General features: G+C 29.0%; 17 protein-coding genes and 1 pseudogene. 3 read left to right on the forward strand and 15 right to left on the reverse strand.

The window, feature by feature from the left end:
- Positions 1-18 precede the first annotated feature (18 nt).
- Positions 19-3,078, forward strand: coding sequence for a type I DNA topoisomerase (gene topA, locus ABXT52_RS03560; RefSeq protein WP_415272495.1), 3,060 nt, complete (start codon positions 19-21; stop codon positions 3,076-3,078).
- Here topA and ABXT52_RS03565 read toward each other — a convergent pair.
- Both ABXT52_RS03565 and ABXT52_RS03570 read right to left on the reverse strand, forming a co-directional pair.
- Positions 3,075-4,373: a UDP-glucose dehydrogenase family protein gene (locus ABXT52_RS03565; protein ID WP_415272496.1), complete on the reverse strand. Its 1,299-nt coding sequence runs from the start codon at positions 4,371-4,373 to the stop codon at positions 3,075-3,077. The two genes, topA and ABXT52_RS03565, sit on opposite strands and share 4 nt — an antisense overlap.
- Positions 4,370-5,185 carry a sugar phosphate nucleotidyltransferase gene (locus ABXT52_RS03570; RefSeq protein ID WP_415272497.1) on the reverse strand — a complete coding sequence of 272 codons (816 nt, stop codon included), beginning with the start codon at positions 5,183-5,185 and terminating at the stop codon, positions 4,370-4,372. Before ABXT52_RS03570 ends, ABXT52_RS03565 begins: the two co-directional genes overlap by 4 nt.
- Before the next feature lie 4 nt (positions 5,186-5,189).
- On the opposite strand from ABXT52_RS03570, the gene panC reads away from it, so the two are divergent.
- Positions 5,190-6,032: a pantoate--beta-alanine ligase gene (gene panC / locus ABXT52_RS03575; RefSeq protein WP_415272498.1), complete on the forward strand. Its 843-nt coding sequence runs from the start codon at positions 5,190-5,192 to the stop codon at positions 6,030-6,032.
- Here the strand turns inward: panC and mgtE are convergent.
- Positions 6,029-7,402 (reverse strand): magnesium transporter, encoded by a 1,374-nt coding sequence (gene mgtE / locus ABXT52_RS03580; RefSeq protein WP_415272499.1) that lies wholly within the window; start codon positions 7,400-7,402, stop codon positions 6,029-6,031. The genes panC and mgtE overlap by 4 nt on opposite strands.
- A 61-nt stretch (positions 7,403-7,463) precedes the next feature.
- Here mgtE and lipB point away from each other — a divergent pair, with 61 nt between their 5' ends.
- Positions 7,464-8,084, forward strand: a complete 621-nt coding sequence (lipB, locus tag ABXT52_RS03585; protein ID WP_415272500.1) for a lipoyl(octanoyl) transferase LipB — start codon at positions 7,464-7,466, stop codon at positions 8,082-8,084.
- Here the strand turns inward: lipB and ABXT52_RS03590 are convergent.
- The 12 genes and pseudogenes from ABXT52_RS03590 to rpsH form a co-directional block, all read right to left on the reverse strand.
- Positions 8,065-8,979, reverse strand: coding sequence for an RluA family pseudouridine synthase (locus ABXT52_RS03590; RefSeq protein WP_415272501.1), 915 nt, complete (start codon positions 8,977-8,979; stop codon positions 8,065-8,067). The genes lipB and ABXT52_RS03590 overlap by 20 nt on opposite strands.
- Before the next feature lie 24 nt (positions 8,980-9,003).
- Positions 9,004-9,441, reverse strand: coding sequence for a 50S ribosomal protein L17 (gene rplQ / locus ABXT52_RS03595; protein WP_415272502.1), 438 nt, complete (start codon positions 9,439-9,441; stop codon positions 9,004-9,006).
- Positions 9,441-10,469, reverse strand: a complete 1,029-nt coding sequence (locus ABXT52_RS03600) for a DNA-directed RNA polymerase subunit alpha (RefSeq protein ID WP_415272503.1) — start codon at positions 10,467-10,469, stop codon at positions 9,441-9,443. Before ABXT52_RS03600 ends, rplQ begins: the two co-directional genes overlap by 1 nt.
- Positions 10,470-10,472: 3 nt before the next feature.
- On the reverse strand, positions 10,473-10,925 hold the full coding sequence (gene rpsK, locus ABXT52_RS03605; RefSeq protein ID WP_415271246.1) for a 30S ribosomal protein S11: 453 nt from the start codon (positions 10,923-10,925) through the stop codon (positions 10,473-10,475).
- A gap of 7 nt (positions 10,926-10,932) precedes the next feature.
- Complete coding sequence (rpsM, locus tag ABXT52_RS03610; protein ID WP_168606182.1) at positions 10,933-11,316, reverse strand: 30S ribosomal protein S13; 384 nt, start codon at positions 11,314-11,316, stop codon at positions 10,933-10,935.
- Positions 11,317-11,372: 56 nt separating this feature from the next.
- Complete coding sequence (locus tag ABXT52_RS03615) at positions 11,373-12,014, reverse strand: adenylate kinase (protein ID WP_415271247.1); 642 nt, start codon at positions 12,012-12,014, stop codon at positions 11,373-11,375.
- A gap of 4 nt (positions 12,015-12,018) precedes the next feature.
- Positions 12,019-13,299, reverse strand: coding sequence for a preprotein translocase subunit SecY (gene secY, locus ABXT52_RS03620; protein WP_415271248.1), 1,281 nt, complete (start codon positions 13,297-13,299; stop codon positions 12,019-12,021).
- 10 nt (positions 13,300-13,309) lie between these two features.
- Positions 13,310-13,772: pseudogene (gene rplO, locus ABXT52_RS03625) on the reverse strand (50S ribosomal protein L15).
- Positions 13,772-14,284, reverse strand: coding sequence for a 30S ribosomal protein S5 (rpsE, locus tag ABXT52_RS03630; RefSeq protein WP_271492404.1), 513 nt, complete (start codon positions 14,282-14,284; stop codon positions 13,772-13,774). The pseudogene rplO and the gene rpsE overlap by 1 nt, the downstream one beginning before the upstream one ends.
- Positions 14,285-14,286: 2 nt before the next feature.
- The gene (rplR, locus tag ABXT52_RS03635) at positions 14,287-14,643 is read right to left on the reverse strand and encodes a 50S ribosomal protein L18 (RefSeq protein ID WP_271492406.1); all 357 of its coding nucleotides are present in this window, start codon (positions 14,641-14,643) and stop codon (positions 14,287-14,289) included.
- The gene (gene rplF, locus ABXT52_RS03640) at positions 14,643-15,182 is read right to left on the reverse strand and encodes a 50S ribosomal protein L6 (protein ID WP_415271249.1); all 540 of its coding nucleotides are present in this window, start codon (positions 15,180-15,182) and stop codon (positions 14,643-14,645) included. Before rplF ends, rplR begins: the two co-directional genes overlap by 1 nt.
- Positions 15,182-15,577 carry a 30S ribosomal protein S8 gene (gene rpsH, locus ABXT52_RS03645; RefSeq protein ID WP_271492411.1) on the reverse strand — a complete coding sequence of 132 codons (396 nt, stop codon included), beginning with the start codon at positions 15,575-15,577 and terminating at the stop codon, positions 15,182-15,184. The genes rplF and rpsH overlap by 1 nt, the downstream gene beginning before the upstream one ends.
- Between the last annotated feature and the right edge of the window lie 6 nt (positions 15,578-15,583).

Consider the following 15,583-nt stretch of genomic DNA (forward strand, 5'->3'; position numbering starts at 1 on the left):
TAAGTAATTTGTTTAATAATGAATCTTGTAGTCGTAGAAAGTCCAGCTAAAGCAAAAACTATCAATAAATATCTAGGTGATGATTATATTGTATTAGCAAGTTATGGCCATATTAGAGACCTTCCTTCGAAAAATGGCTCTGTTGATCCAGAAAATAATTTTAAAATGGAATGGGAAGTAGACAGTTTTTCTAAAAAATATCTTAAAGAAATTACAGATGCAGCTAAAATTTCTTCAAAAATTATACTAGCAACTGACCCCGACCGAGAAGGAGAAGCAATTGCTTGGCATGTCAAAGAATATTTAAATGAAAAAAAATTAATTAAGGACAAACATGTAGAAAGAGTTGTTTTTAATGAAATTACAAAAAAAGCAGTAATTCATGGAATTGAAAATCCACGACAAATCGAGCCATTACTTGTTGATGCTTATATGGCTAGAAGAGCTTTAGATTACTTAGTAGGCTTTAACATATCACCAATTTTATGGACAAAATTACCTGGTTCTAAATCTGCAGGGCGTGTTCAGTCAGTTGCTTTAAAATTAATTACAGAACGAGAGCATGAAATAGAGCTTTTTGATCCTAAAGAATTTTGGACTTTAAGTGTTCAATTTAACGACAATGATAAAAACTCTATATTAGCGAGTATCTCTCAATTGAATGATAAAAAAATTGAAAAATTTTCTTTTAAAAATAAAGCTGAAATTGATAAAGCAATGGAAGAAGTAAAATTTAAGAAGTTCAATATAAATGATATCTCAAGTAAAATTGTTAATAGAAACCCTTCTGGCCCTTTTACTACCTCCACATTACAGCAAGTTTCTTCTGGTAGATTAGGATTTGGAGCATCACGTACAATGCAAATAGCTCAAAAACTTTATCAGGGTATAGAAATAAACGGTGAAACTATTGGTCTTATCACGTACATGCGGACAGATGGCACCAACTTATCAACGGACGCTATAGATACTTTTAGAAAATTTATAAAAGATGAGTTTGGGGATGAATATGTTCCAGATAATGCAGCAAGCTACTCTGGGAAAAAAGCAAAAAATGCTCAAGAAGCACATGAAGCAATTAGACCCACAGATATTATGCGAGCACCAGGAACTGTTAAAAAATATCTAAGTCCAGATCAGCATAAATTATATGAATTAATTTGGAGTAGAGCTCTATCCTCTCAAATGAAACCTGCTCAATTTGATAGAAATACAATAACGATAACCTCAGAAGATAATGGAACAATCTGTAAAGCTAGTGGATCTGTTATTAGGTTTGATGGTTTCTTAAGAGTAATGAAAGATACTAAAAAAGATGATGATGAAGCTATTCTTCCAGAAATGAAAAAAGGTCCAGTTAATATAGAAGCACTGTTAGACGAACAACATTTTACACAACCACCACCAAGGTACTCAGAAGCAAGTTTAGTTAAAAAATTAGAAGAGCTTGGCATTGGAAGACCTTCAACTTATGCAAGTATAATATCTGTTATATCTACTAGAGGATATGCAGAAGCAATTAATAAAAGATTTCATCCAACAGATCGTGGTAAATTAATTTCAGCTTTTCTTGAAAAACTTTTCTCTAAATATGTTGACTATAACTTTACTGCAAGTCTAGAAAACCAACTTGATGACATTACTACCGGTAAAGAAGGATGGATAAAGGTTCTAGAGTTATTTTGGAAAGATTTTAATCAAAATGTAGCTGACGTTAAAGAAAAAAGAACTAGAGAAGTTTTAGATCTATTAAACGATAGTCTAGGAAGTTTAATTTTTGAAAGAGATAAAGATGGAAATATTAATAGACAATGCAAGTTATGTGACAGTGGATCATTAAGTTTAAAAAATAGTTTTAGAGGTGGTGCTTTTATTGGTTGTTCAAATTATCCAGATTGTAAATTTACCAGACCCCTGTCTAAGGCTAAAGCTGCTGCTCAATCTCAACTAGCTGAACCCAAATTTATAGGTAAGCATGAAAATGGAAATGACATGTACCTTAAAAATGGAAGGTTTGGTCCCTATTTGCAATATGAAAAAATTGACGAAGTGAAAGAAGAAATTATAGTTGAAACAAAAAAAAAAAAGAAAGCAAAAAAAAAGAAAATAGAAAAAGAAGATAATAATTTAAGAAATGTTTCTATACCTAAGGGAATTACATTGGATAGTGTGGATCTTGATAGGGCTAAATTTTTATGTTCATTACCAAAAATTTTAGGTATTAACCCTGAAAATCAAAAAAATATCATTTTAAATACAGGTAGATTTGGTCCGTATCTAAAGTGTGAAAATAAATCTGCTAGAATTGAAAATGTTGAAGAAATTTTTTCAATTGGTTTAAATAGAGCAATAACCTTAATAGCAGAAGCTAAACCTGGGAGAATGTCAACATCAATAATTAAAGATTTAGGTGAACATCCAGAAGATAAAAAACCTGTTAGGGTAATGAAAGGTCAATATGGACCTTACATTAAATATAAATCACTCAATGCAACAATACCTGAGGAAAAGGACCCTTTAGAACTTAATATGGAAGAGGCACTTATATTGATTGAGAAAAGAAAAGAATACGATAAAAGTAAAAAAAATAAACAAAGTAAAAAAAAAAAAATAATTATGAATTTTGAAGAAAAAATAAATGAGCTTAAAATAATATTACCAGAAGCTAAGGCTCCAGTAGGATCATATGTGGCTTCAAAAATCATAGGGAAAATGCTTTTTATTTCTGGTCAAATTTCTATATCCGCTAGTGGTGAATTAATAAAAGGTAAAATTGGTAAAGAATTAAAAACAGAAGATGGCTATGAGGCTGCTAAAAGATGTGGCTTAAGTATAATTTCACAAGTCAAAAAAGCTTGTAATGATGATCTATCTAAAATTAAATCATGTGTAAAATTAACTGGTTTTGTAAATTCTACAGAAGATTTTATAGAACAGCCTAAAGTGATCAACGGTGCTTCTGATTTAATTGTTTCAGTTTTTGGTGACGCTGGAATGCATACAAGAGCTGCTGTTAGTACAAACAGTTTACCACTTGGAGTATCAGTTGAAGTTGATGCTATTTTTGAATTAAATTAACAACCTATAGCAAAATATTTAATCTTGAGTTCTTTCATCTTTTTTGGTGAATAGATATTTCTCATGTCAAAAACTTTATAATTTTTGTTTTTAACATCTTTTTTAAAATTAATTGACTTAAAATCATTCCATTCTGTGTGAATAATTATTAAGTCAGCTTTTGCTATTGCAGACTTAACATCATTAGAAAATGTAACATTTTTAATTTTATTAAAATCATTTTTTTTACCTGTTGGGTCAAAATAATTTATTTTAGCTCCTTTTTTAACTAAAGAAGGTATCATGGATAAACACGATGAATCTCTCATATCATCTGTATTAGCTTTAAATGTTACACCTAAAAAACATATTTTTTTGTTTCTAACATTGTTATTTAATATATCAAAAACTCGTTTTAATAATAAAGAAGATCTATTATCGTTAGATTTAATTACACTTTTAATAACAGATAGATTAGTTTTAAATTTATTACTTGTAGAAACGATAGCTTTGGTGTCTTTGGGAAAACAAGATCCTCCATAAGCTGGTCCTGCTCTTAAAAAACGACTACCAATTCTTTTATCAAGACCCATACCAATAGAAATATCCTCAATATTAACATCTATTTTTTCACATAAGTTTGATAATTCATTAATAAAGGTTATTTTTGTAGCTAAAAAAGCATTCGAAGCATATTTGATTAATTCTGCTGCTCTTCTTGAAGTGTTAATATATTTTGCTCCTTTGGAAATAAGTGGTGAATAAAGATTTTTTAATGTTTTGTTTGACCGTTTATCTCTAGTGCCAATAACTACTCTGTCTGGATAACTAAAATCTCTTATAGCCTCACCTTCTCTTAAAAATTCTGGATTTGACACAACAGAAAATAATTTTTTAGATACTTTTTTTGAAATTATTTTTTCTATTTCGTCACCGGTAGTAACTGGTACTGTAGATTTAGTGATAATAATTTTAAATTTGTTAATATAAGTACTGATTTCTTTTGCAACATTGTAGACTTGACTTAAATCAGCAGCACTGCCATTTTTTTTTGTTGGTGTTCCAACACATATAAAAATAATATCAGATTTTGATACAGAGTCCTTTAAGTTTGTTGAAAATTTTAATCTTTTATTTTTGAAATTTTTTAAAACTAATTCATCTAAACCAGGCTCATAAATTGGGATAATTCCTTTTTTTAAATCTTTAATTTTGTTTAAATCTTTATCAACACAAATAACATCATTACCAAGATCTGAAAAACACACACCACTGACTAAACCCACATAACCTGTCCCTATCATGCAAAGTTTCATATTTTAGAAATCTCCAAAGTTGAATTAATATAACCTTTCATTGTGCCACAATCTAAATATTTTCCTGAAAAATTATGACCAATAAACTTATAGTTTTCACTTATTAAAGATTGTATGGCATCTGTAATATGGATCTCGCCACCTTTACCAGGTTTAAGTTTTGATAATTTATTAAATATTGTTTTAGGTAAAATGTACCTCCCAATGACAGCATTATTTGATGGTGCTAATTTGATAGAGGGTTTTTCTACAACATTTTTAATTGTAAAATTATTCTTATTTACTTTATTTTTAACACTATAAATTCCCCATCTTGAAACTTCTTTTTTATTTACCTTCATGCTAGCCATTACAGATGAATTATATTTCTTATGAACAGCCATCATTGATTTAGAGCAATTATTTTTAACAATTAAATCATCAGGTAGTAACATTAGAAAATATTTATCTTTAATATATTTTTTTGTTTTCAATACAGCATCACCTGTTCCAAGTGGCTTATCTTGAAAAACAAATTTAATCATTTTCTTATATTTTAAAATTTTTTTATATTCTTGTATAATTCTAGGATCTTTTTTCTTTTTAATTATATCTTTATAAAATTTATCATTACAAAAATATTTCTTAATCATTAATTTTTTTTGTGATATAATAAATATTACTTCCTTAATTCCAGCACTTATACATTCATCTAAAATATATTCTATTCCTGGCTTGCCATTAATAGGTAAAAGCTCCTTAGCAAAAACACTAGTAAGAGGTAACAGTCTTGTTCCAAGACCTGCTAAGGGAATAATAGCTTGTTTAATCATATAAATGTTTTACTTATTAATATTAATATTACAAATGAAATTAATAAGACAAATTACTGATTTAAATAAGGCAATTAGTAACCAGAAGGAATTAGGATTTGTTCCTACAATGGGAAGTCTACATAAAGGACATGCTTCACTTATTAATTTCTCCAAACAAAAATGCAAAAAAACATTAGTTAGTATTTTTGTTAATCCTACTCAATTTAATAATGTCAATGATTTCAAAACTTATCCTCAGAATCTGGATAAAGATATAAAGTTACTAAAAAGGTTAAAAGTTGATTTTCTTTATTTGCCTACTGTTAGTCAAATTTACAATAACAAGGAGCATAAAATAAATAGATTAAATAAATCACAAAAAGTACTCTGTGCCAAATTTAGAAAGGGACATTTTGAGGGTGTACTTGATGTTATGGGTAGATTTACCGATATAATTAAACCTAAAAATATTTTTATGGGAGAAAAAGATTACCAACAATTTTTTTTAGTACGCAACTTTATTCAAAGAAAATACAAAACTAAAGTTATTGCATGTAAAACAATAAGAGATGTAAATCAGGTAGCATTATCTTCAAGAAATTCATTGTTGGATTTGGAAAACCTTAACAAAGTTGGAAAAATTTCTTTAGTGCTAATCAAGCTAAAAAATTTAATTAAAAAAAATATTCAAGATAAAAAATTGATTAAAAAAATTAAAGTTGACCTTGTAAAAAAATTCAATATTAAAATTGAATATTTAGAATGTAGAAACCTACTTAATCTAAGAACTAATTTAGAAAATAAGCCATTTAAGCTTTTTGTTGCGTATTACATAAAGGGTGTAAGACTTATAGATAACTTTTAAAGAAAATAAGCGCTAACACCGAGAAATGAAACAAAACCAATTACATCAGTAATAGTTGTCACAAATACACTGGATGCGATAGCAGGATCAATATTCATTTTTTTTAGAGTAATAGGCACTAAAATTCCAAATAAACCAGCAACAATCATAGTGACTATCATTGACATTGAAATTATTAGGGAAAGTAATGAGTTTTGAAACCAAACTTGAACTACTAAAGCACTTATTATTGCAAATATAATACCATTTAAGATACCAATATTGAATTCCTTTAAAATATTTTGTGAAAAATTGTTTTTTGTTAAATCATTTGTTGCTAAAGTCCTTACTGTAACAGCTAAGGTTTGCATTCCAGCATTACCACCCATAGAAGCTACGATTGGCATCAGAAATGCAAGAACAACCATTTGTTCAATTGTTGCACCAAATAAACTGATAACCCATGTTGCAAGAAATGCAGTAAATAAATTTAATAAAAGCCAATTAAATCTTCTTCTAGTTTTTCTAAAAACACCATCAGTAATTTCTTCATCACCCACCCCTGCTAATCTTAAAGCATCTTCTTCAGCTTCTTCTTTTAATACAGTAAGAACATCATCATACATGATCATACCAACCAACTTATTTGATTTGTCGACAACTGCAGCCGAATTCAAGTTGTAGTTTTCAAATACGTTACCAACTTCTTCTTTGTCCATATCTACTGGAATAAGTAACTGTGACTTTGACATAATAGAAAGCATTTTAGCTTCTCTTGAAGTGGTTAAAACTTTAGATGAGGGAACGGTCCCAATTGGCTTAAATCCCTCATCTATAATAAAAATTTCTAGAAATTCACCAGGTAAATCTTTATTTTCTCTTAAATAATCAATGGTTTGACCAACGGACCAATTGCTAGGAACGGCTGTAAACTCACGTTGCATTATTCTGGCTGCAGTATCTTCTGGGTAACTTAAGCTTTCTAATAATGCAAATCTATCTTTTGGTGGTAAAGAACTTAATATTGTATTCTTATCTTTTTCGTCAACATTTTCTAAAATTGTTATGGCATCATCTGACTCAAGATTTTTTAAAAGTCTAACAATAGTATCTGGTGATAAGTAAGTTATAATTTCAGATTGAACTGACTCATTTAATTCAATAAATACCTCAGGATCTATATTGAAATTATTAAGTTTTATTAAACTTTCTCTGTCATTTTGCCCAAGGTGTTCAATAATATCCGCCGCGTCTGCTGGGTGCATTTCATTAAAAGAGTTGGTAATAAATTGAGCATCATTGTTAGCAATCTTAGAAGTAACAACTTTTATGTACTCTTTATTAAACTCAAAATTAACTTTTTTATCTTTTATTTTTTTTATTAAAGACATAAATTTACCTATAAATCAATTTTGCACTAATAGTGTATAATAAGAATAATACAATTTATAAATGAATATAGAGATTAAAAAGTCAATAAAACCGATAAATTATGAAGATGCTATAAGATTGCTTGAGGAAAGATTGTTAGAGATAAACAGTAATCAAAAAAGTGACTTAATATGGATCTTGGAACATCAAGAGATTTATACAGCTGGTACCAGCTATAAGGAAGAAGAAATTCTTAATAAAAATATAAAAGTTATAAAAACAAATCGTGGAGGGAAAATTACCTACCATGGTCCAGGACAATTAATCTGTTATTTCGTTGTAGATTTAAAAAAAAGAAATAAGGATATTAGAAAATTTATAACCTTAATTGAAAAGACAATTATTGAAAGCTTATCAAAATTTAATATTAAAGCATTTGGAGATCCAAAAAATATTGGTATTTGGACTGACTATAAAGGTGAAATTAAAAAAGTTGCAGCAATAGGTGTAAGAGTAAGTAAGTGGATAGCTTATCATGGATTTTCAATAAATATTAGTAACGATCTTTCAAAATATAAAAATATTGTTCCATGTGGTATTAAAGATAAGGGTGTAATCAATCTTAAGGAAATTCAAGACCAAGACTACAAGAGTTTAGATAAGGTTATTATCGATACATTTTCTAAGAATTTGGAAATCTAAGTCTTTTTGTCTTTAAAAGTTTTTTGAAATAATCTGGTAACAATGCTGTATATGTATATTTTTTATCATTTATCATAAATTTAATTTGATATGAATGAAGCATTAAATTTTTATTTATTGCTTTATCAGTATTACTAAATTTATATTTTTGGTCTCCATAGATTGGGCACCCTACTGCATAAAGTTGTTTTCTTAATTGATGCTTTCTTCCCGTGATTGGTTTCATTTCAACAAGACTGCATATAGAATTTTTATCTAGTACTTTGTAAAGTGTTCTAGCTTTTTCAACTATCTCTTTATCATTATCATACCTAGTTAAATCATCATTCCATTCTCCAGAGTCTTTCTGTAATTCACCGTGACATATAGCTAGATAAGTTTTATGAACTTTTCTAAGTCTAAATAAAGAAGTTAATAACTGAGCTGACTCTCTATGTTTTGCCATGATAAAAACTCCCGATGTATCTTTATCAAGTCTATGTACAGAAAATGGTTTAGTATTTTGAAAAATTTCACTACGAGCAAATATATCTACAAGATTTTTTTTAGATTTAGTTCCACCTTGAACTGAAATACCAGAACTTTTATTAAGAACAATGAAATCATCATTATTATCAATTATTAATTCTTCATTTTCCTTAATAACTTCTTCTGAGGGTACAAATTTAATTGTTTTTTGAACAATTGTTTCTTTAAAATCAAAATTAAACAAATCTATAGTGTCCCCAGTCTTTACTTTGTGAGAACTTTTTATTTTTTTACTATTAATTTTAACTTTCCCACTTTTTAAACTTTTTTCAATTAAACCTTGAGGATAATTTCCTAGATTATTACGTATCCATCTATCAATACGCATATCGTTAAACGTTGAGTCAACGTTAAAAGACTTTTTCATGATGATATAATTTTATATAAAGAATTAAGCAGTAGCTAATTTTTTCTCTTCAATTTTATCTTTTGCTGGGTCTTTTTTCTTTCTTTCCACTCTTTTTGCTTCAACATCTCTGTCTACAAATTCAATTACAGCCATAGGTGCATTGTCGCCATATCTAAATCCAGCCTTGATAATTCTAGTATAGCCACCATTTCTTGATACGTATCTTTTAGATAATGTTTTTTTAACTTTATTTGCTGATGTTATGTCTTGTAATTTAGACATTAACATTTTAGTTGTTTGTAAAGTTTCTTTTTTGCCTAAAGTTATAATTTTATCAGCTTGTGGTTTTAAAAATTTAGCTTTTGGAAGTGTTGTAGTAATCTGTTCATATTTTATTAAAGAATTAAGCATATTCTTTAATAAAGCTTTTCTATGTTCAGAAGTCCTATTTAACTTCTTATTAGCCATTCCGTGTCTCATTAAATTTGCTCCTCTAACTTTTTAGACATTTCAGCTATATTTTCTGGTGGCCAATTTGGTATTTCCATACCTAAGTATAAAGACATACCAGTTAAAACTTCTTTTATTTCATTAAGCGATTTTCTTCCAAAGTTAGGTGTTCTAAGCATTTCACCTTCTGACTTTTGAACTAAATCTCCAATGTAAATAATATTATCATTTTTAAGACAATTCATAGAACGCACAGATAATTCAAGCTCATCAACTTTTCTTAATAGATTCTTGTTGAATTCAGGCTCAGATGAAACTTCTTTTACTGGTGCTTCAACAGGTTCATCAAAATTAACAAACATATTTAGTTGATCTTGAAAGATTCTAGCAGAGTAAGCAACAGCATCTTCTGCAGAAATTGATCCGTTAGTTTCAACTTCCATACTTAATTTATCATAATCTAAAGCTTTTCCTTCTCTTGCAGTACTTATAGAGTACGAAACTTTCTTAACTGGACTATATAAAGAATCTATTGCTATTAACCCTAAAGGTGGCTCTTCCGGCTTATTCATTACTGCAGGCACATATCCTTTTCCAGTTCCAACATTCATTTCCATATGGAAATGAGTATTTTCATCCAAATTACAAATTACTAAATCAGGATTTAAAATTTCAATATCAGTAACTGGCGCAATATCAGAAGCTTTAATTTCTCCAGGACCTTTGGCATCTAAAATAAGTTTTTTAGTAGCATCTGTAGTGCTTTTTAAAGCTAATGATTTTACGTTTAAAACTATATCAGTAACATCTTCTCTAACACCCTTGATAGATGTAAATTCATGAAGAACACCATCAATTTGGATTGAAGTTACAGCAGCACCTCTTATTGATGAAAGTAAAATTCTTCTTAAAGAGTTACCTAAAGTTAGGCCATACCCTTTTTCTAAAGGTTCAGCAATAATTTTTGCATGTGATTTGTCATCACTAATTTTAACATCTAACTGAGCTGGTTTAATTAATGCTTTCCAATTTTTAGCATTTACATTTAAACTTTCCATTTATTAAACTCTCCTTTTTTTGGGTGGTCTTACGCCGTTATGTGGCATTGGTGTAGTGTCTTTTATTGAAAGAATTTTAAATCCTCTCGCTTGTAAAGCTCTTAATGCAGTTTCTCTTCCTGAGCCAGGTCCTTTAACCTCAACTGATAAAGTTTTCATTCCAAATTCTAAAGCTTTAGATGCAGCAGAATCTGCAGCAATTTGTGCAGCATAAGGTGTTGATTTTCTTGAGCCTTTAAAACCTTTTTGTCCAGAAGATGCCCAAGATATAACATTCCCATTAGTATCTGCAATTGAAATAATAGTATTATTAAAAGTAGATTGCACGTAAGCAATACCATTAAGAATATTTTTTTTTATTTTCTTTTTTTTTGAGTAAGAGCTTTTTTTAGATTTCTTATCAACTTTTTTTTCTACAACAGCTTCTTTATTCTCAACTTTGTCTACTTTAGCCATAAATTAATTATTTTTTAAGTGGAGTTAATTTTTTACCAGCAATTGCGATTGCTTTACCTTTTCTTGTTCTTGCATTACATCTTGTTCTTTGTCCTCTAACAGGAAGTTTTTTTCTATGTCTAGATCCTCTATAACATGCAAGGTCAATTAATCTTTTGATAGTTAAAGAATAATCTCTTCTAAGATCACCTTCGACCTTAAAGTTTGCATCGATATATTCTCTAATTTTTAAAATATCTTCATCAGTAAGTTCATTAATTCTTTTTGCTTTGGGAATTTCTAAAGAAGTGCAAATTTGACTGGAAAATTTGTCACCAATACCATAAATGTACGTTAGTCCTATGTGGACAAGTTTATTTTGTGGAATGTTTACACCTGCTATACGAGCCATATTTTTGAGAATAAATTTTAGCCTTTTATATAAGAAGATGTTCTAAAGTCAACGACTTAAACCTTAAGAATTTCATCAATTTTGTTGGTTATTTCGTCGATTTCAGCTGCGCCATCAATTTCAGTAAAATTTGAATTTTTTGAATAAAAATCTAAAACAGGTTTTGTAGATGACATGTAGGTATCATACCTAGAAATAACAATATCTAGATTGTCATCTTTTCTTTTCTTTAAATGCTCAACACCACATGGATGAAGCTTTATTTGATTTTTATTAAAATACTCGTTTAAGGTCATATTACATCTTTCACAGGTCATTCTACCCATAATACGTTTTTCAATAGTGTCTCTTGAAACGTTTAATAATATTGTATGCCCTATTGTTTGATTAAATTCATTTAATATAACTTCCAAATTAATAGCTTGTTCAACATTTCTTGGATATCCATCAAAAATAATTCTATCTCTATATTTCAAGTTATTTAGAGATTTTCTTAATAAAGTATTTACAATCTCATCCGAAACAAATTTACCATTTGAAATTAATTTTTCTATATCGCTACCAAGATCAGTTTTAGATTTAACCTCATCTCTTAGCAAATTTCCAGTTGATAACTGAAAGTAATTATGTTTTTTAACAATAGATTGTGCTTGTGTCCCCTTACCTGCTCCTGGAGGACCAAAAAGAATTATATTCACTTAATTATTTTCCGAATTTTGTTTTTTTAATTAACTGCTCATATTGAGAGCTCATTAATCTTGTTTGGATTTGTGTAACGGTATCAATTGCAACCACCACAACAATTAAAATTGACGTTCCACCTAAGTAAAAAGGTATCGGATAATTAGCAATTAAAAATTCAGGCATTAAACAAACTAATGTTAAATATAGCGCACCAATTGTTGTAAGTTTTGTTACAATTTTATCAATATATAAGGCTGTGTTTTCACCTGGTCTAATTCCAGGAATAAAACCACCATATTTTCTTAAATTGTCAGCAGTCTCAGTTGGATTAAATGTTATTGATGTATAGAAAAAAGTAAAAAAAATTATTCCAGAAGCATAAAATAGCATGTAAAGAGGCTGCCCCTGTGTAAAGTATGAACTTAAGTTTAAAAATGTATCATTATTTGAAAAACTAAAATTAGAAAAAGTTACAGGTAATAATAATAAAGCTGATGCAAAAATTGCTGGTATCACACCTGCTTGATTTATCTTTAATGGTAAGTGAGAAGACTCACCACCATACATTTTATTTCCCATTTGTCTTTTAGGGTAATTTATTAAAATTTTTCTTAATGCTCTTTCCATAAAAACAATGAACATTATTGTTGCAACCAATAATACAAAAATTCCAATAATCATAATTGTAGATACCGCACCTGTTCTACCAAGCTCAAATGTAGTAACTAAAGCACGTGGAATTTCAGCAACAATACCAGCAAAAATAATCAATGAAATACCATTACCAATACCTCTTTGAGTTATTTGTTCTCCAAGCCACATTAAAAACATTGTACCTGCAACAATGGTGGATACCGCTGTTACTGTAAAGAATAAACCTGGATTAATAACTAAGTCAGCAGAAGATTGTAAACCTACAGACAATCCATAACCCTGGATAGTTGCTAGAATAACCGTCCCATATCTTGTGATCTGAGTGATTTTTGCTCTTCCAGTTTCACCTTGTGCCTTTAAATTTTTAAAATAATCAGATACGCCAGTTAACAATTGAACTATGATTGAAGATGAAATGTAAGGCATAATTCCAAGTGCAAATATAGCCATTCTACTTACAGCACCACCTGAAAAAACATTAAACATTCCAAGCAATCCTTTTTGATTACCGCTCATCATTGTTTGTAATTGCTCAGGGTCAATGCCTGGAATTGGCACAAAAGTACCAAATCTATAAACTGCTAAGATAAATATTGTAAAGATTATTCGATTTTTAAGATCATTAGTTTGAGAAGATGAGCTCATAATATCTTAATTATTTTTTTAGTTGTATTGTGCCACCAACTTTTTCTAATTTAACTACAGCAGCTTTTGATATTAGATCAGCTTCAATACTAACTTTATCCTTGATATCTCCCGTGCCTAATATTTTTAATTTTTGAGAATTCTTATTAATTAATTTTAATTTTATAAGTAAAGCCATGTTTATTACATCGCTTGAATTAATAGTCTTTTCATCGATATATGATTGAATTTTCTCTAAATTCATTATTGCAATAACAGCTTGGTATCTCTTAATTGCATTAAAACCTCTTTTAGGTAATCTTCTATATAAAGGCATTTGACCACCTTCAAAAGCTTTAATAGCAACACCAGATCTAGATTTTTGCCCTTTAACACCTCTTCCAGATGTTTTTCCTTTTCCAGAGCCGATACCTCTACCAACTCTAATTTTTTTTTTTGTATAGAACTTTTCCAGTAGTATTTAATGTAGTCATTATCCTCTTTTTTCAATTACATCAGAAATTTTTTTATTTCTAATGGTTGCAATATGTTTTGGTGAATTTTGTTTTGAAAGAGCTTTCATTGTAGCTCTTATCATATTGTGAGGGTTTGATGTGCCCATTGATTTAGCAACTATATCTTTAATTCCTAAAACTTCACAAACTGCTCTTACAGGACCACCTGCAATAATACCTGTTCCCTTAGGAGCAGATCTTAAAATAATTTTACCCGCACCATCTTTACCATAAACATCATGATGAATAGTTCTACCTTCTCTTAGAGGTATATGAATTAATTTTCTTCTAGCAGTTTCATTTGCTTTTTTAATTGCATCTGGAACTTGTTTAGCTTTAGCATGTGCTATACCAATTTTACCTGCTTGATTTCCAACAACAACTAGTGCTGAAAAACCAAATCTACGTCCACCTTTTACAACTTTAGTAATTCTATTAATGTGAACTAATTTTTCTAAAATTCCATCATCAATTTTGTTTTTAAAGTCCATAATTAAAATTCCATTCCATTTTTACGTAATGTTTCAGCAAATGCCTTAACTCTACCGTGATATTTATAAACACCTCTATCAAAATAGATTTTTGTTATCTTTTTTTCTACTGCTTTTTTTGCTAGTTTTTCAGCAACAATTTTAGAAATATCAGTCTTATTAACTTTACTCATAGCTTTAACATCTTTTTCAATAGAAGAAGAAGAAAGCAAGGTAATATTTTTAACATCATCGATGATTTGAGCAGATATATTTTTCAAAGACCTTGAAATACTTAGTCTAAATCTATCAGGAGAAGAAACGTTTTTAACTTTATTAGTTACTCTAAATTTTTTTCGTTGGATTGCATTTAATTTCATTATTTTTTCTTTCCTTCTTTTCTTAATATATGCTGACCTTTTTCTCTAATACCCTTACCTTTATAAGGCTCTGGTTTTCTAAAAGATTTAATTTTTGAACAAACCATACCAACTTGTTGCTTGTCAGATCCACTTACTTTGACAGTCGTTTGTTTTTCAACAACAATTTTAATACCTTCTGGTATATCAAAATTTATATCATGACTATAACCAAGCTGCAGATTTAATTGTTTTTCTTTTAGGGCAGCTCTATAACCAACACCAACTAACTCTAATATTTTTTCATATCCAGTACTAGAGCCAATAACAGCATTATTTATTAAACTTCTATTCATTCCCCATAGTCTTTTTGAATTTTGGTCAATTTTCTTTGGTTTGATTGATATCTCTTTTCCTTCAGTAATATCAACATTAAACATTTCTAAATCGACATTAAGAGATTTTTTTCCTAATGGTCCTTCAATATTAAGCACATTATCAGATAGCACTGCTTTAACTTTTTCAGGAATTGAAATACTTATTTTACCAATTTTAGACATTAAAATACCTTACAGATTATTTCACCACCAACTTTTTGTTTTCTAGCATCAACATCAGTCATAACACCCTTTGGAGTAGAAACTATTGCAACACCGAGCCCACCATTAATTTTTGGTAAACTGTCAGCACTTGAAAAAATTCTTCTTCCTGGCTTTGATACTCTTTCAAATGTGCTAATAACTGGGTTTCCTGAATAATATTTAAGGTCTATAGATAAAACTGGTTTTTTATCTTCAGTATCAATTTTATATTCTTTAATAAAACCTTCATTTTTTAAAATATCTGCAATTTTTACTTTAAAGTTAGAAGAAGGCAGTGCAACTTTTTTGTGATTTCTCACTAAAGCATTCTTTATTCTTGCAATCATATCCCCTATTGGGTCACTTAAGCTCATATATTC

Source organism: Candidatus Pelagibacter sp. Uisw_121 (genome assembly GCF_047722545.1).
Classification (GTDB): domain Bacteria; phylum Pseudomonadota; class Alphaproteobacteria; order Pelagibacterales; family Pelagibacteraceae; genus Pelagibacter.

Coding starts and splice junctions, on each gene's coding strand:
- topA (WP_415272495.1), top strand. CDS start 19: ATGAATCTTGTAGTCGTAGAAAGTCCAGCTAAAGCAAAAACTATCAAT.
- ABXT52_RS03565 (WP_415272496.1), bottom strand. CDS start 4,373: ATGAAACTTTGCATGATAGGGACAGGTTATGTGGGTTTAGTCAGTGGT.
- ABXT52_RS03570 (WP_415272497.1), bottom strand. CDS start 5,185: ATGATTAAACAAGCTATTATTCCCTTAGCAGGTCTTGGAACAAGACTG.
- panC (WP_415272498.1), top strand. CDS start 5,190: ATGTTTTACTTATTAATATTAATATTACAAATGAAATTAATAAGACAA.
- mgtE (WP_415272499.1), bottom strand. CDS start 7,402: ATGTCTTTAATAAAAAAAATAAAAGATAAAAAAGTTAATTTTGAGTTT.
- lipB (WP_415272500.1), top strand. CDS start 7,464: ATGAATATAGAGATTAAAAAGTCAATAAAACCGATAAATTATGAAGAT.
- ABXT52_RS03590 (WP_415272501.1), bottom strand. CDS start 8,979: ATGAAAAAGTCTTTTAACGTTGACTCAACGTTTAACGATATGCGTATT.
- rplQ (WP_415272502.1), bottom strand. CDS start 9,441: ATGAGACACGGAATGGCTAATAAGAAGTTAAATAGGACTTCTGAACAT.
- ABXT52_RS03600 (WP_415272503.1), bottom strand. CDS start 10,469: ATGGAAAGTTTAAATGTAAATGCTAAAAATTGGAAAGCATTAATTAAA.
- rpsK (WP_415271246.1), bottom strand. CDS start 10,925: ATGGCTAAAGTAGACAAAGTTGAGAATAAAGAAGCTGTTGTAGAAAAA.
- rpsM (WP_168606182.1), bottom strand. CDS start 11,316: ATGGCTCGTATAGCAGGTGTAAACATTCCACAAAATAAACTTGTCCAC.
- secY (WP_415271248.1), bottom strand. CDS start 13,299: ATGAGCTCATCTTCTCAAACTAATGATCTTAAAAATCGAATAATCTTT.
- rpsE (WP_271492404.1), bottom strand. CDS start 14,284: ATGGACTTTAAAAACAAAATTGATGATGGAATTTTAGAAAAATTAGTT.
- rplR (WP_271492406.1), bottom strand. CDS start 14,643: ATGAAATTAAATGCAATCCAACGAAAAAAATTTAGAGTAACTAATAAA.
- rplF (WP_415271249.1), bottom strand. CDS start 15,182: ATGTCTAAAATTGGTAAAATAAGTATTTCAATTCCTGAAAAAGTTAAA.
- rpsH (WP_271492411.1), bottom strand. CDS start 15,577: ATGAGCTTAAGTGACCCAATAGGGGATATGATTGCAAGAATAAAGAAT.